At 69.1% G+C, this 19,076-nt stretch carries 14 protein-coding genes; 5 read left to right on the top strand and 9 right to left on the bottom strand.

Going from position 1 to position 19,076, the window contains the following annotated elements:
* Nucleotides 1–36: 36 nt before the first annotated feature.
* From HXX10_RS19040 to HXX10_RS19000, 9 genes are all read right to left on the bottom strand, one after another.
* Entirely contained in the window at nucleotides 37–1,995 is a 1,959-nt protein-coding gene (locus tag HXX10_RS19040; RefSeq protein WP_296524392.1) for a hypothetical protein, read from the bottom strand.
* 360 nt (nucleotides 1,996–2,355) lie between these two features.
* Entirely contained in the window at nucleotides 2,356–3,090 is a 735-nt protein-coding gene (locus tag HXX10_RS19035) for a response regulator transcription factor (RefSeq protein WP_296524391.1), read from the bottom strand.
* Between the two features lie 243 nt (nucleotides 3,091–3,333).
* The gene (locus HXX10_RS19030) at nucleotides 3,334–4,458 is read right to left on the bottom strand and encodes an ATP-binding protein (RefSeq protein WP_296524390.1); all 1,125 of its coding nucleotides are present in this window, start codon (nucleotides 4,456–4,458) and stop codon (nucleotides 3,334–3,336) included.
* The gene (locus tag HXX10_RS19025) at nucleotides 4,455–4,916 is read right to left on the bottom strand and encodes a response regulator (RefSeq protein WP_296524389.1); all 462 of its coding nucleotides are present in this window, start codon (nucleotides 4,914–4,916) and stop codon (nucleotides 4,455–4,457) included. The genes HXX10_RS19030 and HXX10_RS19025 overlap by 4 nt, the downstream gene beginning before the upstream one ends.
* Nucleotides 4,913–7,240: an ATP-binding protein gene (locus tag HXX10_RS19020; RefSeq protein WP_296524388.1), complete on the bottom strand. Its 2,328-nt coding sequence runs from the start codon at nucleotides 7,238–7,240 to the stop codon at nucleotides 4,913–4,915. The genes HXX10_RS19025 and HXX10_RS19020 overlap by 4 nt, the downstream gene beginning before the upstream one ends.
* A gap of 2 nt (nucleotides 7,241–7,242) precedes the next feature.
* Nucleotides 7,243–9,516: an ATP-binding protein gene (locus HXX10_RS19015; RefSeq protein ID WP_296524387.1), complete on the bottom strand. Its 2,274-nt coding sequence runs from the start codon at nucleotides 9,514–9,516 to the stop codon at nucleotides 7,243–7,245.
* Between the two features lie 542 nt (nucleotides 9,517–10,058).
* On the bottom strand, nucleotides 10,059–10,745 hold the full coding sequence (locus tag HXX10_RS19010; protein WP_296524386.1) for a response regulator transcription factor: 687 nt from the start codon (nucleotides 10,743–10,745) through the stop codon (nucleotides 10,059–10,061).
* Nucleotides 10,746–11,038: 293 nt separating this feature from the next.
* Entirely contained in the window at nucleotides 11,039–11,902 is an 864-nt protein-coding gene (locus tag HXX10_RS19005; RefSeq protein ID WP_296524385.1) for a hypothetical protein, read from the bottom strand.
* Nucleotides 11,903–11,952: 50 nt separating this feature from the next.
* Entirely contained in the window at nucleotides 11,953–12,729 is a 777-nt protein-coding gene (locus tag HXX10_RS19000; protein ID WP_296524384.1) for an aldolase/citrate lyase family protein, read from the bottom strand.
* 352 nt (nucleotides 12,730–13,081) lie between these two features.
* On the opposite strand from HXX10_RS19000, the gene HXX10_RS18995 reads away from it, so the two are divergent.
* The 5 genes from HXX10_RS18995 to HXX10_RS18975 all read left to right on the top strand — a co-directional run bounded on the left by HXX10_RS18995 (nucleotide 13,082) and on the right by HXX10_RS18975 (nucleotide 19,058).
* Nucleotides 13,082–13,897, top strand: coding sequence for an IclR family transcriptional regulator (locus tag HXX10_RS18995; protein WP_296524383.1), 816 nt, complete (start codon nucleotides 13,082–13,084; stop codon nucleotides 13,895–13,897).
* Nucleotides 13,898–13,935: 38 nt separating this feature from the next.
* On the top strand, nucleotides 13,936–14,982 hold the full coding sequence (locus tag HXX10_RS18990; RefSeq protein WP_296524382.1) for a tRNA-dihydrouridine synthase: 1,047 nt from the start codon (nucleotides 13,936–13,938) through the stop codon (nucleotides 14,980–14,982).
* Between the two features lie 172 nt (nucleotides 14,983–15,154).
* Nucleotides 15,155–16,441 (top strand): MFS transporter, encoded by a 1,287-nt coding sequence (locus HXX10_RS18985; RefSeq protein ID WP_296524381.1) that lies wholly within the window; start codon nucleotides 15,155–15,157, stop codon nucleotides 16,439–16,441.
* Between the two features lie 189 nt (nucleotides 16,442–16,630).
* Complete coding sequence (locus tag HXX10_RS18980; RefSeq protein WP_296524380.1) at nucleotides 16,631–17,587, top strand: DUF6282 family protein; 957 nt, start codon at nucleotides 16,631–16,633, stop codon at nucleotides 17,585–17,587.
* A gap of 202 nt (nucleotides 17,588–17,789) precedes the next feature.
* Nucleotides 17,790–19,058 (top strand): site-specific integrase, encoded by a 1,269-nt coding sequence (locus tag HXX10_RS18975; RefSeq protein WP_296524379.1) that lies wholly within the window; start codon nucleotides 17,790–17,792, stop codon nucleotides 19,056–19,058.
* Nucleotides 19,059–19,076 lie beyond the last annotated feature (18 nt).

Raw genomic sequence — 19,076 nt, 5'->3', positions numbered from 1 at the left:
CACGCGGACTCGGAGGCGCCTCGGCATGCAACACGGTCAGCCGCGCGGCGGCCGGCGGCGCTCGGCGAACCAGGCGCGGTAATCCGTCATCTTGGCGCGCTGCGACCCCGACGCCCGCTTCTTGCACGTCGCCGCCTCTTCGCTCCTGTCCGCCGCGCCCCAGCGCAGCTCGACGCAATCGTTGACGTTGTAGGCCATCTCCAGCGCGCCGGCGCGGTCGACCACGTCCTTGACCGTGAGGGTCCAGGGCGAGCCGTCGGTTCGCGGATAGGAGAATTTTCGCGTCGACAGCTCGGCCGCCAGCACGCTCTGGAGCTCCGCCTTCACGTCGGCGATGCTCTTGCCGGCCGGCATGGCGTAGCGCTCGGGCCGCCGCGCGACGCGATCCGGGAAGCCGCGCACCACGTCGATGGCGATCAGCAGACGCAGATCGCGCGACGGCGTGGCGAAGTCTTCCCAGGCGCCCGTGGTCTCGAAGATCGCGGCGCCGTCAGGCATGTCGGCGTCGCGCCCGCTGGTCTGGAACTTTCGCCCGTTCTCGACCGAGGTGATGCGCGCCCGCACCTGCTCGTCGAGCGCCTGGATCACTTCCTTCATGGCGCGCAGCGGATCGAGCTGCGACGGCGAGATCACGTCTTCCATGCGGTCGTAGAAGGCTTCGATCGAGAGCCGCGACTGATCGAGCGAGAAGTCGCCGTATTGCGGGTTCTTGGCGATCTCGCGGTTGTTCAGCCGCCGCATCGAGCCGTTCTCGGCGACCACCGGACGGAAGCGCTTGAAGCCGGGACTGCCGAGCCCGGGATCCTGCGCGAACAGGAAGTTGCCGCGCCAGAAGCGCTTGATCGCCACGGTGCCGTCCGGCTGCGCGTCGACGGCGAGCAGGACGCCGGCGGTGTCGCCGGTCTGCGGCACGCGCTTGGCGATCACCAGGAGATGGCCATAGGGGTCGGCATAGACGGTGCCCGGACGCAGCGTCTCCTGGGTCAGCGGCACCGGATAATAGTCGGTGTTGTCGTCGGCCGCCGCGGTGCGGCCGGAGCCGGAATGGACGCCGTCGCCGACCGACCACTTGATGTAATGGCCGAAGCCGGGGACGAGCCCGGACGGACGCGGCGGCGGTGACCACGGTTTTGCGGCGGGCTTGGCGGCCGGCACGCTCACCGGGGTCGCGGCCGGCTGCTGCTGCCGCAGCATCCCGAACAGGCCCGGCGACGGGGCGACGGCCGGCTCGGCCGAGGCGACGAGCTCCTCGGGCGGCGGTGCGGCGCGCGGCTCTTCCTTCTGGATGTTCCACCACGCCGGGCATCTCGGCGCCTCGCCACCGCCGCCGCGGGTGCACTTCGCGTAGCCGAACGGCAGGCCCATCTTGAAGGCGAAATAGGCGCGCAGGAAATACGGAAGGTCGGCGCAGTCTGGCTTGATGAACAGCCCCGACTGGTCCTCGGCGAGACCGAGATGGTTGAACAGAAGATTGCGCGACCGGTCGCGCAGGACGTCGTGCAGCGCCTTCCACGACGGCGGCGGCGCGTCGAGCGGCGCATCGAACAGCTTTTCGACCCAGGCCGAGTAGAGATTCTCGGTGTTGCGGCTCCAGGAGGCGCGCACCGGCCAGACGCTGCCCTCGGTGGCGCGCAGCCGCGGCGGCTCGGCCGGCCGCACGGTGACGTCGCGCGTGATGGTGCTGCACGCGGCCGGCGCGTCGGCGCGGTCGAGCGTCACCCGCCATGTCCCGGCGGCCGGCGCCGCGACCTCGGCGGTCCAGAAATAGGGCGGGCCGCCGCGGCGATCGCTCGACCTGGCCGCGACCTTGCCGTCCGGCCCGATCAGCGACAGCTCGCCCTCGAGCGGCTTCTCGGCGGCCAGAATGACCCGCAGCGGCGCGCCCTTCCACGGCGCCACCGGCGACGGCAGCACCGCCAGCTCGGCCGCGTCGTCGCAGGTGCCGATTGGTCCCTCGGCCCGTGAGTCCGCCACCGAGCCGACGAGGACGACCAACGTTGCTGTCGCAGCAGCCAGCCAGCGTGCTGAAAACAATTGAGCCCCCTGAGTCCCCGCCGAATGCGCCCGGATAATATTGTGAAAGCTTGGGCCGAATGATGGCAAAACTGATTGTCGCGTGAATACAGCGCTGTATTACCTTGCGGCGCCCCAACGCCGGCCCGGGCCCACCGCAACCGGGAGAACGGCTCGGACTTGGGGATCAGGCCGGACGATGCCGGCGCCGCGGCCGGGCAGGGCGGCCGTCCGCATAGCCCGTGCATCCCGGACAGGCTGCGTCGGCCTGTCCGGGGCAGGGGCGTGCCGGACGCCGATCTCGAGCAATTTCGGGTCGTGGGCTCGATCGTCTCGTCGCGGTCAGAAGCCGCGATCGGCGATCCGCGCGCCCAACGCGATCGCCTGCATCCGGTTGTCCAGATCGAGCCGGCGCAGAATCGCCGACACGTGCAGCTTGGCCGTGTTCATCGATATGCCGAGCAGGGTGGCGATCTCGGCATTGGTCTTCCCGACCCCCACGAGCCGGAGAACCTCGCGCTGACGGGGAGACAGCATCTGGAGGATCTGGGCAACCGCGTCCCGCTCGGTGGCGCCCGCCGAGGAACTGTCGAGCCAGTGCGGTCGCACCGCGCCGCTCGCCATCACGTTCTGCATCGTCTGCTCGATGGTGCGCACGATCAGATCGATGCCGAACGTCGGCTCGTCCGCGAAGCTCGCCTCCGGCGCCATGTCGCGGGTCGGATCGATCGGCAGCAGACCCGCCATGGCGACCTGCAGCAGGATCAACGGGGATGGCGGCTCCGGGCGGCGCGGCAGTGCGACCAGCAGGGTCGGCCCATCGGCCGAGCAGCCGGCCTGAAGGCAGGTGAACAGTCTGCTGCGTCCCTCGACGACGTCGTGGAGATGGCGCGCCTGGTCCGAGGTGCAGGCCTGGAAGAAGTTGGGCGTCGCTGCGGCGTCGAAGCCGCCGTCGTCGTGCCGCGCCAACGTCCTCCAGGTCGCGTTCTCGTCCTGGATCGTTCCGTCCGGTGCGAGCAGGGCAATCCCGACGGCGAGCGTTTCGGGAGTCGACCGGATCCTGGCGAGTCCGCCCATTGTGATGAGTCCCGGTCAAATTACCGAGCCGTCGAAGCAGCGTCGCGGCGGCGCATAATAGTGCCAGGAAACTATGGGCGCCTCGGCCGAGCCGATGTAGGGACCTTGCCCCCTACACCGCGGCGGCTATGCGACCTGACTCGGGCGACTAAGGTTCGACGGTCGCCGCGCGGCCTTTGCCGCCGCAACCGAGGCCGCGGCCCCGCGTCCGCCGATCCGCCGCGATCCCGGCTCTCCGCCGAATCAGAGCGGCACGCGGGCGAACAGCGTGGTGCCCCGGCCGGGGCTCGATTCGATCTCCAGCGCGCCGCCGACCAGCGACAGCCGCTCGCGGATCCCGAGCAGGCCGAGCCGCCGCGCCGGCGGTTCGGCGCGGCCGGCATCGTCGGCCGCAAAGCCGCATCCGTCGTCCTCGACGATCATGCGGACGCCGTCGGGCGTGCTGTCGAGAATGATCCCGACCCGGGTGGCGGCGGCGTGCCGGACGATGTTGGTGATCGCCTCCTGCAGGACGCGATACAGCGCGCTGTCCACGCCGGGCGGCAGCCGCCGGTCGAGGGCGAGGTGCAGCTCGAAGGCGAGGTCGCAGCGCGACTGCCACTCGGCCGGCACCTGGCGAATGGCCTCCTGCAGGCCGAGATCGTCGAGCGCCGTCGGGCGAAGCTCCCAGGCGAGGTGGTTCACCTCCTCGCTGATCCGGACCGTCAGATCCTTCAGCGACGCGATCTCCTGCCGGATGTCGGTGCCGGCGGCCAGCCCGCGGGTCACCGAATCGAGCCCGAGCTGCAGCAAGGTCAGGGACTGTCCGAAGCTGTCGTGGAGCTCGCGGGCGACGCGCTGGCGCTCGCTCTCCTGCTCGTCGACGGTGCGCCGCAGGACCTCGGAGAGCTCGGCCTCCGCCAGCGCGCGGCGTTCTCTCTGCTCCGTCAGCTCGCGCGCCGCCGCCTCGCTCTCCGCCAGCCGGCGGTCGAGCTCGGCGAGATCGCGGGCGTTGCGCTCCGCGTAGCGGATCGTGCGCTCCAGCAGAACGTGGTCGAACTCGCCCTTGACCAGATAGTCGTTGGCGCCGGCCTCGGTCGCGGCGCGGTCCACCTCGTCGCTGCCGTAGCCGGTCAGCACGATCATCGGCTTCAGCACGCCGCGCCGGCGCGCCTCGCGGATCAGGCCGAGGCCGCTGTCGGGCCCGAGCCGAATGTCGACGAAATAGATGTCGTGCCCGCCCCGCGCGATCGCCGCCAACCCCTCGGCGTAGCTCCGTGCCCAGTCGAGCGCCCGCGTCGGCCCCGTCACCCGGCGCAGCATTCGCTCGAACGTGAGATACTCGATCTCGGCGTCGTCGACGAGCAGGGCACGCGGCGTCTCGCTCACGGCTTCACGTCCACGGTCGGCAGCGACGCGGTCCTCATCCAGAAGTCCCACAGGGACGAGACCTTGGCGACATAGTCGGGAATGTTGGCCGGCTTGACCAGATAGGCGTTGATGCCGATCGCGTAGGCCTCGGTGATGTGCTTCGGGCTTTCCGACGTGGACAGCGCGATCACGGGCAGATGCCGCAAGGTCTCGTCGGCGCGCAGGATGCGGATGACCTTGCGGCCGTCCAGCCGCGGCATGTTGAGGTCGAGCAGCACCAGGGTCGGCATGATCGCGGCGCCGGGCGCGGCGAACGGACCGCGCCGATACAGATAGTCGAGCATCTGCTCGCCGTCGTTGACGAAGCGGAGATCCGCCCGGATGCCGGCGCGCGAGAAGACCTCGGTCAGGATGAACTTGTCGTGGTTGTGGTCCTCGGCGACCAGAATGGTCGGCAGCGCGACATCGCGGCTCATCGACCCAGATCTCCGTCGTCGTCGAGGCTGCGCATCGGCAGCGTGAACGTGAATGTGGAGCCGATGTCGGCCCGGCTGGCGGCCGAGATCGATCCGCCGTGGCGCTGCACGATCTTGCGGCAGATCGCCAGGCCGATGCCGGTCCCCTCGTATTCGTCGGGGCCGTGCAGCCGCTGGAACGGCTCGAAGATCTGCTCGCGGTATTTCTCGTCGAAGCCGATGCCGTTGTCGGCGATGACGATCCGCACGCGCCGAACCGGCTCGGCCGCGGGGCCGCGATCGATCTCGCTCGCAGCGCCGGCCTCCACGACGCCGTCGACCGTGATCGCCGGAGAGCGGTCCGGATGGCGATACTTGAGCGCGTTCGAGATCAGGTTCTGCAGCACCTGCCGGATTTGGCTTCGATCGCACAGCACCTCGGGCAGAGCCGTCGCCGACACGGTCGCCCCGGTCTCCTCCAACACCGGCCGGAGGTCGGCGAGCACGTCGGCCAGAACCTCGTCCAGCGGCACCGCCGCCAGCGGGCGCGCCTGCCGCCCGACCCGCGAGTACTCGGCGAGGTCGTTGATGAGGGCGCGCAGCCGCCGCGACGAGGTCTCGATGCCGCCGACCATGTCACCGAGGCGTCCCTCGGAGTCCGCCGGCAGCGATTCCTTCAGCAGCCCGGCGAACGCCTCGATGTGGCGCAGCGGCTCCTTGAGGTCGTGCGACGCCACATAGGCGAAGGATTCGAGCTCGTCGTTGCTGCGGGCGAGCTGGCGGTTGACGCCTTCGAGCTCCTCGGCCTTGCTGAGGATGACGTCGACGACGAGATCGCGGATCTCGATGGCGGCGACGATCTCGTGCGGCTGCCACAGGCGCGAGCGGCCGCGCACCACCTCGCGCCAGGCGTCGAAGGAGGCGCGCGTCTGCAGCCGCTCGCCGAGCGGGCCGATGCGCACCGGCTTGTGGGGATCGCCGCCCCAGGTCACCGTCTGGGCCACCTCCGGGCGGAACCACAGCATGAAATAGGTCGAGGCACGGCCGAGCGGAACCGCCAGCACGCCGCTGACCGTCTCGGGATTGCCCGCCGAGGCGGGATGAACGGCGGCGAGGCAGTCGGTGTCGAACACGTCGCGGGAGTCGATGCGCGCCAGCCAGGCGACCAGCGCCGTGATCTCGGGCTCCGAGAGCGTCTGGCCATAGGTGGTGACCCCGTCGAAGCCGGATAGCGCGAACCCCGCCGCGCTCATCAGCGCCAGCATCTCGTCGCCGCCGCGGATCAGCCCGGCATGCAGGTCCTTCCTGCCGCCGAGACCGTGCAGCAGCCGCTGCTGGACGGCACGCACCCGCACGCTGTGGCGGACGATCTCGGCCTCCTCCAGCACGGCGATCTGCCAGGTCAGCACCTGGGCGATCAGCTCGCAGGCCTGGCGAACCTCGAAGGAGACGAAGCGCGGCAACGTGTTGTGGCAGGAGATCAGGCCCCACAGCCGCCCGTCGCGCACGATCGACACCGACATGGCGCCGTGGACGGCCATGTTGACCATGTACTCGATATGCACGGGCGAGACGCTGCGCAGCACCGCGAAGCTCAGGTCGATCGGCCCGCCCGTGACCGGGTTGCGGTCGGGCACCAGCGGCGACGGCCGATAGCCGATGTCCGGGATGATCCGGACCGGGTTGGACGTGTAGAGGGCGCGCGACTGGGCCGGGATGTCGGAGGCGGGAAAATGGAAGTCGTAGAGCGACGGGATGCCGCCGCCGCGCTCCTCGGCGATCACCTGGCCGCTCCAGTCGGCGGCGAAGCGATAGATCTTCACCCGGTCGAAGCCGGTGATGCGGCGTACCTCGTGCGCGGCGATCTCGCAGGCCGCCTTCAGATCGACGGCCGTCTGCAGCCGCCGGATCGCCGTCCGGATGCTGCGGAAGAACGAGCCGGACGGGCGCTGCTCCTCGTCGCGCGGCTCGAGCTCCAGGATGGTGAGACCGTCGTGGCGATGGACGATGCCGTCGACGTCGCGCACTCCCGCCGGCGTGCGCAGCGCGATCGCGATCGGGTTCGCCGCCGCGAGATCGTCGCCGGCGAGCACGGCGCTCAACCGGGCGACGCTCGCCTCGGTCATGCAGGTCGCGAGCGGAGCATTCAGCACTGCCTGGGGAAGCAGGCCCGTGAACGCCTCGATGTCGGCGCTGACCGACACCGGGCGCAGCTCCGGCTCGACGAATGCGAGCAGGACCCCGTGCGGCTGGATGCCGCCCGGAACGTGGATCGGCTCCCGGTCGCAGCTCGTCAGGTCCACGGCTGCGGCGTTGCCCTCGTCCGGCACGATCTGGTCGCCCATGGTCACACCTGCTCCGCGCCGTCCTGGCCGGCGGGCAGCGGCAGCGAGAACCAGAAGGTCGCGCCTTCGTTCGGTGCCGTCTCGACCCCGACCTTGCCGCCGTGACGCTGGATGATCTTGCGGCAGATCGCCAGGCCGATGCCGCTGCCCTCGTACTCGTCCGGCCCGTGCAGGCGCTGGAACGGCTCGAACACCTGCTCGGCATATTTCGGATCGAAGCCGATGCCGTTGTCGGCGACGAAGACGCGCACGAACGCGTCGGTCCCCACCTCGCGATGCGGCTTGCCGTTTTCGACCTGGGCGAAGATGCGGATCTCGCAGGGTCGCTCGGGGTGCCGGTACTTGAGCGCGTTGGACAGCAGGTTCTGCAGCACCTGGCGCATCTGGTTGCGGTCGCACAGCACGGTGGGCAGGGCCTCGCACCGCACCGTCGCCCGCGCCTCCTCGATGCGCTGCCGCAGGTCGGCCATCACCTCCTGGGCGATCTCGCCCAGGGACGCCGGGGCGAGCGGCTGGGCGTGGCGGCCGAGGCGCGAGAACTCGGCGAGGTCGTTGATCAGGTTGCGCAGGCGCCGCGACGAGCTCTCGATGCCGCCCACCATGGCGTCGAGCCGCGCGTCGCCGGTCTGGCGGATGGTTTCCCCGAGCAGCCCGGCGAAGGCCTCGATGTGGCGCAACGGCTCCTTGAGATCGTGCGACGCCACATAGGCGAAGGATTCGAGCTCCTCGTTGCTGCGGGCGAGCTGGGTGTTGACGCTCTCCAGCTCCTCGGCCTTGCGCAGGATGACGTCGATGACGAGCTCGCGCAGCTCGACCGCCGCGACGATCTCGTGCGGCTGCCACGGCACCGCGCGGCCGCGCGACTCCTCGGTCCAGGCGGCGAAGGATTTTCGCGGCTGCAGCCGGCCGCCGTTCGGCTCCCGCTCGACCGGTTTTTCCGGGTTGCCGCCCCAGCGAACGGTCTGCGTCACCTCCGGGCGAAACCACAGCATGACGCGGCGCGGGGGCGAGCGCGACAACGGCACGGCGAGCACGCCGGAGGCGACGTCCGCATAGGCGGTCGCCTCCGGAAGCAGCGTCGGCAGGCGATCGGTCTGGAACAGCTCGGCGCCGTCGGCCCGGATCGCCCAATCGACCAGGCGCTCGATGGCCGCGATCGACGGAGTCCGGCCGATGGTCGTCACCGCATCGCGCCCATAGAGGCACAGGCCGGAGGCGCCCATCAGGTCGAGCAACGCCTCGCTGTTGCCGATCAGGCCGGCCCGATGGTCGCGCATCTGCTCCATGTCGCCGAGCAGGCGGCGCTGGATAGCCTTGCCCTTCAGGCTGTGGCGCGTGACGGCATCCTCCTCCATCACGCCGATCTGCCAGGCGAGCACCTGGGCGACCATCTCGCAGGCCTGGCGCGCATCGTGGCCGACATGGCGCGGCAACCGGTTGTGGCAGGCGATCAGGCCCCACAGGCGATCGCCGCGCAGGATCGAGATCGACATGGTGCCGCGAATGCCCATGTTGCGCATGTATTCGAGATGGATCGGCGACACGCTGCGCAGCACCGCGAAGCTCAGGTCGATCGGCCGCCCGGTGGTGGGATGACGGTTCGGCACCATCAGGGCCGGGCGGTAGTCGATGTCCGGGATGATCCGGATCGGGTTGAGCGTGTAGAGCGCGCGCGCCTGGGCCGGGATGTCGGACGGCGGGAAGTGCAGCCCGAGGAAGGATTCGATCGCCTCGTCACGGCTCTCGGCGATCACCTCGCCGCTGAAGTCCGAGGCGAACCGGTAGATCTTCACCCGGTCGAAGCCGGTGATGTTGCGCACCTCGCGGGCCGCGGCCGCGCAGGCGTCGGTGAGCGTGCGGGCGGCCTGCAGGCGCCGGATCGCCCCGCTGGTGCGGCGGAAGAAGGCGTGCGCCCCTTCGCTTTCGGGACCGCGCGGCTCGAGCTCGAGGAGGACCAGCCCGTCGTTCCGGTGCACGACCCCGTCGAGCCCGGCGTCGCCGCCGGCCCGGAACTGCATGGCGACCGGGGTGCCGGCCGTGCCTTCGGTCTGCCGCAGCACGGCGCGCAGGCGCGCGTGGCTGTCCGCATCGAAGGCGGCGTCGATCGGCCGGCCGACCAGATCGTCGGGGCGGATGCCGAGCAGATCCGGCAGGTTGGCGCTGACGCTGACGGTCCGCAGGTCGCCTTCCGTGAAGGCGAAGAGCAGCCCGTGCGGCTGGATCGCGCCGGGGACGTGGATGGGCTCCCGGTCGCAACTGGTCAGGTCAACGGCCACAGGGATGGGGGGCTCGCCTTGGCCAGCTCCGTCATGCATGGGGAACCCTCGAACGCCGAGCCGCGGCAATGATTTTATTATTTCTTAGAAGTATTCCGGCGCGGCAGCGGCGTCCAGGACGGGATGCGGACCCGCCGGCCGGGGCCGGGGCAGGCGCCCCTCACCAGTTTTCGCAAGCTCCGACTCGTCATGCGCGGGCTCGACCCGCGTATCCATCGCTCAAAAGAAGAGCTTCTTTCGAAGTTCGATGGATTGCCGGGTCAAGCCCCATAGGCGCTAGGTTAGTGCTGTGCCGAGGCCCCGACACTCCGTCATTCCGGGGCGCCGCCAACGGGTCCGGCCTTCGGCCGGCCCGATGACAGGCTCCGCGGCGAGCCCGGAATCCATACACACAGACCGGGGTTATGGGTTCCGGGCTCGCGGCCTGCCGGCCGCGCCCCGGAACGACCAAGACCGGGAATCGTCACTTCACTCGTCAAGTTGGCGCCTATGGGGTCAAGCCCGGCAATGACGATGAAGGTCGAGGACAACGAAGACCGGCATCACTCCTCGATCAGCCAGTTCTTTCCGAGCGCATAGCGCACCACCTCGACGCGGGTGTGGAAGCCGAGCTTGCCCATCGCCCGGGCCTTGTAGGTCTCGACGGTCTTCACGGCGATCTGGAGCCTGTCGGCGATCGTCTTGTTGCTGTAGCCCGCCGCCGTGAGCCGAAGCACCCGGATCTCCCGCTCGCTGAGGTCGGGATCGGGCGGAGCCCCGGCGCCGCCCTGCTTGGGCGGGCTCTGGCCACCGACCGGCTTTGCGGGGCTCTGGCCGCCGACCCGGGTGCGGATCGCCGGATCGAGATACACACCCCCGGCTGCGATCACGGTGATGGCGCGGAGCAGCTCCTCGCCCGCCGACCGCTTCAGCACGTAGCCGACGCCGCCCACCTCGAGCAACTGGCGCAGATAGGCGCCGTCCTCGTGGACCGTGAGCGCCAGGACCTTGCAGCCGGGGCAGGCCTCGTGGATTTCGCGGGCGACGTCGATTCCGTTCAGGCCCGGCATCGACAGGTCGAGCACGGCGACGTCGGGCGCCAGCTCGATGGCCATCTTGAGCGCGGTGCGGCCGTTGCGAGCCTCCCCGACGATCTCCAGCCCGGGCTCCGCCACCAGCAGCGCCTTGATGCCGGCCAGCACGACCGGATGGTCGTCGGCGAGCAGAATGCGCAGCTTCGACGCGGTCACGCTGGGCTCCTTTGGTCAAGTCGCCGAGCTGAACCTTATACCAGAATTCGTTGTCCTCGACCTCCACCGTCATTGCCGGGCTTGACCCGGCAATCCATCGATATTCGAAAGAAGCTCTTTTTCAAGCGATGGATACGCGGGTCGAGCCCGCGTATGACGAGTCGGAGTGTGTGACGGCTGATATTCAAGGCCGACTGGTGGGGGAGGCCAATATCACGGCCCGGCGCCGACGACCGGCCGAGATCGCTTTCTCGGCGTGCCGTCGGCGTCCAAGACCGTGCCGGCGTCGAACCTCAGGCGCCGGCCGGCAGGGGATAGTCCGCGCCGTTGACGACGAAGCCGGGCTTCGCGGCGAAGTCGACGCGCGGCGGGCCGAACACGTCGATCAGCCACGCGATCCCCGCGCCGACGTTTTGGCTGGTGTGGACCACGCGCGCCGGAATCACCAGCACGGAGGGGCTCGCCGCATAATGCGCGTGCTCGTCCTCGCGCCAGGCCGCCTTTTCGGGCGTCCACGGGTAGCGCAGGTGATGCGTGAAGGCGCCTTCGAGGCCGAGCGACACCTGCTCGAAGTCGTCGTGCGAGTGCGGGCTCAGCTTGCGCTCGTCGCGCGGCGACGGCCAGCGCTCGAACACGTTGATCATCAGGTTGGACGACTGGAACACCCGCATCTTCAGCGGGCTCGGGTCCTTGCTCGGATGGTCCGCGAGCCGGTAGTGGCGCAGCTTGAAGCCGCCGACCGGGGCCGGCCAGGGCACCAGCGCAGCCACCTCGGGCGCGCCGTCCGCGTAAGTTCCGGCATTGCCGGCGGCGGCGACGATGTCGGCGGCCGTGTTGGAGAACACCCGCACGATGCGGGCCGACTTCGCCACCGTGATGCGGCTCTGGCCCGGCGGCACGATGGTGAGGCTGTCACCCGACGCGGTGATCCGCTCCGGGCCGGCCTCGACGGTCGCCTCGCTGCCGGCCGGCAGCAGCAGCATGTACTCGTCGGCTTGGTCGGCGCGCGCCAGCACGGCGCCTTTCGCGGCCTCGGTCACCACCACGGCGAAGTTCGCCGCCCGCGTGATCCAGTGCTTCGTTCCGTCTGCGTCGGTGAGTTGCGGCTCGCTTTCGAACAAGCGCGCATGGGTTGCTGCCCGTGCTGCTCCGCTCATGGTGATCCTCCTTCGCGTGCGGCCGGCCCGCACGTCGTTCAGTCGTTCAGTCAGTCGATTGATCCGAGATCGGCGAGCGCCTTGGCGGCCGCCTGGCGCATCAGGCCCTGGTCGGACGAGACCACGAAGGCGCTGGCGCCGAGCTTGCGCATCGCCGTGGCGTCCGCGGCGCCGCCGGTGAACACCATCACGGGCTTGCCGGCGGCCTTGCCGGCGGCGGCGATGCGCGCAGCGGCATCACGCACCTCCGGCGCATCGGAGCCCTTCGCTCCCATGGCGACGGCGAGGTCGCCGCGGCCGATGAACAGCGCATCGATGCCTTCGACCCGGGCGATGGCGTCGACCTGGTCGAGCGCCTGCGGATCCTCGATCTGCGCCACCACGGTGGTGATGGCGTCGCAACGATCGACATGCTCCCACATGCCGAGCCCGCCATAGTCGCCGGCGCGCGGCGAGTTGGAGAAGCCGCGATTGCCGCCGCGATAGCGGCAGGCGGCCGCGACCGCGCGGGCCGACTCGACGCTGGCGACATGCGGCACCAGCACGCCGGTGGCGCCGCAGTCGAGCACCGACATCAGGTTCGACGGCGTCGCCGAGGCGACCCGCACCAGCGCCGCGATGCCGGCGGCGCGCGCCGCGACCACGGCCTGGTCGATGGCGCCGCGATCGAACGGCGCGTGCTCCTCGTCGAGCACCACGAAGTCGTAGGCGAGGGCGCCGAAGATTTCGACCGCATGGCCGGTCGGCGTCTTGATGAAGGTGCCGACCAGCTTCTCGCCGGTCGCGAGCCGGCGCCGGAACGTCGACGGATCATGCCGGACTGTCATTCGCGAATCCTGTGTCGTGGTGCCTGGGCTGGCGGCTGGTCGGTTCGGTCGTCGCTGACGGAGGTCGATCGGGACACAAGCGCCCGTCGCACCGGTCCGGCTTCGCCACGTCTCGGCCCGCCGCTGCCTTGGCTGTTTGGTGTTTGCGTATACGGAACAGCGTCTTCTGTACGATTAGAGCGCGGGGCCGACCTGACTGTCAACATGACTTCAGCGCGCAAGAGGTATCTCCGGCCGGACTGGATCACGTGTTGATTCGAAATCGGCCCGAGCTATCATATGGCATACGACGTATCGCGGTTGCGAACAACAGGATGCCCGTCGTCGCGGCCGATCTGGCGGAGCAGGAGAGATGGCGAGGGAGCGTGTCGGCACGGGAGTCCGTTCGCTCGAGCTCGCGCTCGGCGTCCTCGAGGTCGTCGTCTTCTCCGACCAGGAGTGGGGCGTGACCCAGATCGCCGACCGTCTGAAGGTGACCAAAGGGTCCGTCCATCGCCACCTTCAGACCTTCACGGATCACGGCTATCTGGCGCAGAACCCGGCGACGGCGCGCTATGCCATCGGCCCGAAGTGCCGGCTGCTCGCCGCCCTCGCCCCGGACGCCGACATCGTGCAGGTGGCGGCCGGACCGATGCGGGCCCTGCGCGATGCCCTCGGGCAGACGGTCGTCCTGTCGTCGATGACGCCGCGCGGCGCCCTCGTGCTGACCACCCTGGCGGGCGCCTCGCCGATCGCCATCGGCGTGCGGGCCGGCAGCGAGCTGTCGTTTCACGCGTCGGCGCAGGGCAAGGTCCTGCTCGCCTTCGCGCCGCGTCCCGTCCAGGTGCGCATGCTCGCCCGCGCGCTGCAGCCGTTCACGTCGAAAACCGTGGTGGATCCGGAGCGGCTGGACGACGAGCTGAGCCGGATCCGGACATGCGGCTTCGCGTCGGCGCCCGAAGAGGTCGTTCTGGGGATCAACACGATCGCGACTCCGGTGTTCGACGATCAGGACGGCTGCGCCGCGGCGCTGGCGATCGTCGGCTCGATTCAGCATCTGCCGGACCGGCCGGCCCCGGCCGTGATCGCCGCCCTGAAGGACGCGAGCAGCCGGATCTCGCGCCAGCTCGGTCACGGCGGCCCCGCGTCGGACGGCGCGGTCCGTGCGGCGAGACACCAGACGGCGTGACGCGCGAGACACATGATTTGGTTCGGGAGAAAAGCGATATGAACGGAGCGTCGAGGACGTCGGTCGGGCGGGTCCCGCTGAAAAACCCGCTGATCGCGGGATCGGCCGAGCATCTGATCGAGGCGGACGGCGTGCGGCGTGCGTTGCGGGCCGGCGTCGGTGCCGTGGTGGTCAAGTCGACCAACGAATCGCAGGCGGCGCGACATCAGCTCCAGTGCGCCGAGTACATGGTGCTGGACGACCACTGGCGGCCGATTCCGTGGGACAAGGAGGCGCCGGCGCACGCCTTCGTCGCCTGTCGGTCGGGTCTCACGCCGCAATCCTTCGAGGTCTGGCTGGAGCAGACCGCGATGCTGGACCGCGAGGCGCGCTCCTACGATTCGTACGCCGTCGCGAGCCTGATCCTGGCCGAGCTGGAGACCGCCGTGGCGATGGCCCGCCAGGTCGAGCAGGCCGGGGTGCGCGTGCTCGAGCTGAACATCGGCACGCCCTATGCGAGCCAGGCCGCCAAGGGGGCGGTGTCGACCGAGCTCGATCCGGCCCGCATCACCACCATCGTGTCGGCCGTGCGGGCCGCCGTGACGATCCCGCTGTGGATCAAGATCACGGGCCAGAGCGAACGCGTGCCCGAGCTCGCGGCGGCGGCCTTCGCGGCCGGCGGCGAGGCCGTGGTCATGGCCGGCCGCTCGCTCGGCCTGATCCCCGACGTCGAGACCTTCGAGCCGATGCTCGGCACCACGCTCGGCGTCGGCGGCCACTGGAACATGCCGCTGACCTGCCAGTGGCTGGCGCTGTCGCGCGGAAAGCTCGGCGCCGACAAGCCGCTGATCGGCACCAACGGCGCGCAGTCGGGCCTCGACGTCGCCCGCATGATGCTGGCCGGCGCCTGCGCGGTCGAGATGTCGTCGGCCGTGATGCTGCGAGGCTTCGAGGTGCTGTCCGACTCGCTCGCCGAGCTCGACGCCTATCTGGCCCGCAAGGACGTGACGGCGCGCGACCTGATCGGCCGCGCCGCCGACCGTCGCAAGACTTTCGCCGAGATGCCGCTGCGCCAGGACAATTGGCGCCGCCACATCCCGGCCTGACGCCGGCTCCCCGCCGGCGATCCGACCCCCACAGCCGCCGGGCGCGAAACCCGCGTCCCCCCGGCTGGTTCCGACCGCGAGAGCCGCGGACGCCGGTGCGAGCCGGCGTCCGCGGCAGCCCGACGATGCGCCGCGACACGCGCATCGAAGCAGAACAAAAGGAGTCTTCGTGATGAGTATGCTGGCAACGACCGAGCAGCAGGACGCGATGTCACGCGTCCTCTGGCGGGTCATGCCGCTGTTGATGCTGGCCTACCTGACCGCGGTCATCGACCGGGCCAATATCGGCTTCGCCAAGCTTCAGATGGTGCGCGACCTCGGCATCTCCGAGCAGGCCTATGGCCTCGCCGCATCGCTCTTCTTCATCGGCTATCTGGTGTTCGAGATCCCGAGCACGCTCGCGGTGAACCGGTTCGGGGCGCGCAAGTGGATCTCGCGCATCCTGCTGAGCTGGGGCGTCGTCACGGTCGTGATGGCGTGGACGACCTCCGAGACCATGTTCACGGTGCTGCGCTTCCTGCTCGGCGTCGCCGAGGCGGGGGCCTATCCGGGCATCATCTTCTTCACCACCCTGTGGTTTCCGCAGGCCTGGCGGGTCCGCGTGATGGGGATCGTCACGCTCGGCAGCGCCTTCGGCAACATGTTCGGCTCGCTCCTGTCCGGGCCGCTGCTCGATCTCGACGGCACCCTCGGGCTTGCCGGGTGGCAGTGGGTCTTCATCGTCACCGGCCTGCCGGCCGTCGTGATGGGCGTCGTCATCTTCCTCATGCTGCCGGATTCGCCGGCCAAGGCGCGGTTCCTGTCGCCGGACGAGAAGACCTGGCTCGCGCAGACCCTGCAGCGGGAAGGGGCCGCCAAGCACGACCACGGCAGCATCTGGCAGGTGCTGTGGGATCCCCGCGTGCTGTTCCTGTCGGTCGTCTACACGCTGATCCTGACATCGCTCTACGGCGTCATCTACTGGCTGCCCACCGTGGTGAAGGGCTTCGGTGCCACCGGGACGCAGAACGGGCTCCTGAGCGCCCTGCCATGGGGCGTCACCGTGATCGCCCTGATGATCCTGCCGGGGCGCCTGCGGGCGCATCAGGCCGTGCTGATGGGCATGGCGCTGCTGTCCGGTCTCGGCGTGCTCGCGTTCTTCGCCAGCACGGTGGTCCCGGAGAACTGGATGCGGTTCCTCGCACTGACGATCGGCACGCCGTGCATCTCGCTTCTCCTGCCGTGCTTCTGGTCGCTTCCGTCGCGCTTCCTGAGCGGCGCCCGGGCGGCGGCCGGCATCGGGGCGATATCGACGCTCGGCAATTTCGGCGGTTTCGCTGCCCAGAACCTGATGCCGTGGGCGGCCAAGGTGGGAGGCTCGGCGGTGGCCGCCATGCTGGTGCCGACCGTCTGCCTCGCGGTCCTCGGCCTCGGCGCCGCGATCGCGCGGTCCATGTCCAAGGCCGAGGCGAAGGCATGATCCGTGCTTGACGACGGACGCACCGCGGATCCCGGCCTCGCCGTGGTTCGCGGTGCGAAACAAGGCGGGAGATATGGGACCCCGTGACCCGATCTTCGACTTTTCGGGCATTGCTTTCTGCCCGACGGAACCGCATGTCAGGTCGCGTGCGGGAATTCGGTCACCAGAGCGAAACAGGAGCGTCACCGGATGACGAGAAACAACACGGCCGAAGAGTCCATGGAGCACCGCATCGACCGCCTGCTGGTCGGCGCGATCGATCCGCACGTGCATTCGGGTCCGTCGATCGCACCGCGCGGCCTCGATCATCTGGCGCTGGTGCGGGAGGCCTCGCAGGCCGGCTTCGCCGCCGTGATCACCAAGGATCACGACTACTCGGGCGTCATGACGGCGGCGCTGATCGCGGCGAACTTCCCCGAGCTGCGCACCAGGATCTATTCGGCGATCGTGCTCAACAACGTGATCGGCGGGCTCAACCCGTGGGCGGTCGAGCACACCGCCGCGATGGGCGGCAAGATCGCGTTCATGCCGACGCTCGCGGCCGAGCACCATCTGCGCTGGGAGAAGACGTCGAGCTGGGTGCATCCGGCCTCGACCCAGAAGGTGCGGCCGGCCGTCGGCGTGCCGGTGGTCGAGAACGGCAAGGTCCGCGACGACGCCAAGGAGATCCTCGACATCGTCGCCCGCACCGGCCTCGCGCTGGCGAGCGGCCACCTGCATGTCAGCGAGACCTGGGTGGTGTTCGAGGAGGCCAAGCGGCGCGGCGTAAAGACCCTGGTCTTCACCCATCCGGAGGACATCGTCGAGGCCTCGCTCGACGACGTGCGCGGCATCGTCGCCATGGGGGCCTTCGTCGAGCACTCGCTGTGCATGTTCCTCGACGGCTCGAAGTTCAAGACCCGCACCGACGAGGATCTGCGCGCCCAGATCGAGGCCGCCGGCGTCGACAACACCATCATGTGCTCGGATCTCGGCCAGGTCGGCGTGTTCCACCCGGTCGAGGGTTTTCGCCGCGGCATAAAACTGTGCCTCGAGCTCGGCTACGACGACGCCCAGATCCGCAAGATGGTGTCGACGAACGCCGCCCGCGCCTTCGGCCTCGAAGCCGACGTGGCGGCCGTGACGGCGGCGATGGCGGCGGCGTGAGGCGTTGCGGCGTGCTCCGCTTCGCCTCTCCCCGGCGGTTCTCGGGACGGCGGTTCCCTGCGATGGACGAAGGTTCCCGGCTGTTCATGACACCTTGATGTTGCATGTTTCGATGTGGACGACGGGTCATGCTTGTTCCCGTCGTTTCATTCGTGGCGCGACCGATATGACGCTTGGGTAGCGCCGCCGGACAGGCCCACCCATGCCACGCATCAAGCTGACCAAGAGCGCCATCGACGCGCTGCCGACGCCTGCGACCGAGACCGTCCATTGGGACACCGGTCTTCCCGGGTTCGGCGTCAAGGTGACGCCGAAGGGCCGGAAGGTGTTCATCGGACTGTACCGGACCGGCGGTGCCGGGTCCAAGTTGCGGAAGTACACCATCGGGCCATACGGACGCGTCACCCTTCATCAGGCGCGTGTGGCGGCGCAGCGGGTATTCGCCGCCAAGCTCGAGGGACGGGATCCGGCGGCCGAAAAGCGAGAGTCGAAGCGACGGATCGTGGCGGACTGCGTCGAGGACCTGCTGGAGGCCTATATCGCTCAACGGCTGTCCCAGAATCGCTCTGCCGGCGAGATCTCGAGGCTCCTGCGTCGGGAGATGGGTGCCGTCTGGGCCGGCTGGAGCATTCATGACATCGGCAAGCGGGACGTGGTCGAGCTCGTCTCGGCGATCGGACAGCGCGGAGCTCCCGTCGCCGCCAACAAGGTCCTGAAATCGATCAAGACGTTCTTACGCTGGTGTGTGAACCGGGCCGTTCTGGACCAATCACCGGCCGAAGGCGTGCCGCTGCCGTCGAAGGAGGTCTCTCGTGACCGGGTCCTGGGGGACGATGAACTCGCCAAGATCATTCTCTCCGCTCGAAACATCGGTGGTCCATATGGGGGGATCGTCGAACTCTTGGCGCTGACCGGGCAGCGGCGCGAAGAGATCGCCGGCTTGCAGTGGGACGAGCTGGATCTCGCAACACGCGTTTGGACGCTCCCGAACTCGCGGACCAAGAACGCCAAGAGCCATGTCGTGCACCTGTCCAGGCAATCGATGGCCGTGCTCGAGCAGGCAGACCGGAAAGGGCCGTACGTCTTCTCTCTGCTCGGAACCAAGCCCTTCGGTGACTTCAGTCGAGCCAAAATCCGACTCGACCAACTCTCGGGAGTGACGGGCTGGCGGCTTCACGACTTGCGACGAACCTGCGTGACGGGGATGGCGGGGCTCGGGATTGCACCGCATGTGGCTGACAAGATCCTCAACCACCAAGCCGGCACGATCACGGGTGTCGCAGCCGTCTATCAGCGACACAAGTTTCTTTCCGAACGCCAGGACGCACTCGATCGGTGGGGCGCCTACGTCGACAAGATCATTGAACGCGCCGGTAAGGACATCAAATATGATCAGGACGGCAATATGCCCCCACAATCGGAACGGTCGGTTGTTCTAGGGTCCGGACCCATAAAATTGTTGGCAGCGTGAGAGGCTTGTGATTCACGG

The organism is Rhodoplanes sp. (genome assembly GCF_013377085.1).
GTDB lineage: Bacteria > Pseudomonadota > Alphaproteobacteria > Rhizobiales > Xanthobacteraceae > Rhodoplanes.
The sequence above is the reverse complement of the archived record's forward strand: the minus strand, read 5'-3'. Positions and strand labels throughout refer to the sequence as shown.

Coding starts and splice junctions, on each gene's coding strand:
- HXX10_RS19025 (WP_296524389.1), bottom strand. CDS start 4,916: ATGAGCCGCGATGTCGCGCTGCCGACCATTCTGGTCGCCGAGGACCAC.
- HXX10_RS18995 (WP_296524383.1), top strand. CDS start 13,082: ATGGCGAGGGAGCGTGTCGGCACGGGAGTCCGTTCGCTCGAGCTCGCG.
- HXX10_RS19020 (WP_296524388.1), bottom strand. CDS start 7,240: ATGGGCGACCAGATCGTGCCGGACGAGGGCAACGCCGCAGCCGTGGAC.
- HXX10_RS18985 (WP_296524381.1), top strand. CDS start 15,155: ATGAGTATGCTGGCAACGACCGAGCAGCAGGACGCGATGTCACGCGTC.
- HXX10_RS19000 (WP_296524384.1), bottom strand. CDS start 12,729: ATGACAGTCCGGCATGATCCGTCGACGTTCCGGCGCCGGCTCGCGACC.
- HXX10_RS18975 (WP_296524379.1), top strand. CDS start 17,790: ATGCCACGCATCAAGCTGACCAAGAGCGCCATCGACGCGCTGCCGACG.
- HXX10_RS18990 (WP_296524382.1), top strand. CDS start 13,936: ATGAACGGAGCGTCGAGGACGTCGGTCGGGCGGGTCCCGCTGAAAAAC.
- HXX10_RS19035 (WP_296524391.1), bottom strand. CDS start 3,090: ATGGGCGGACTCGCCAGGATCCGGTCGACTCCCGAAACGCTCGCCGTC.
- HXX10_RS18980 (WP_296524380.1), top strand. CDS start 16,631: ATGACGAGAAACAACACGGCCGAAGAGTCCATGGAGCACCGCATCGAC.
- HXX10_RS19005 (WP_296524385.1), bottom strand. CDS start 11,902: ATGAGCGGAGCAGCACGGGCAGCAACCCATGCGCGCTTGTTCGAAAGC.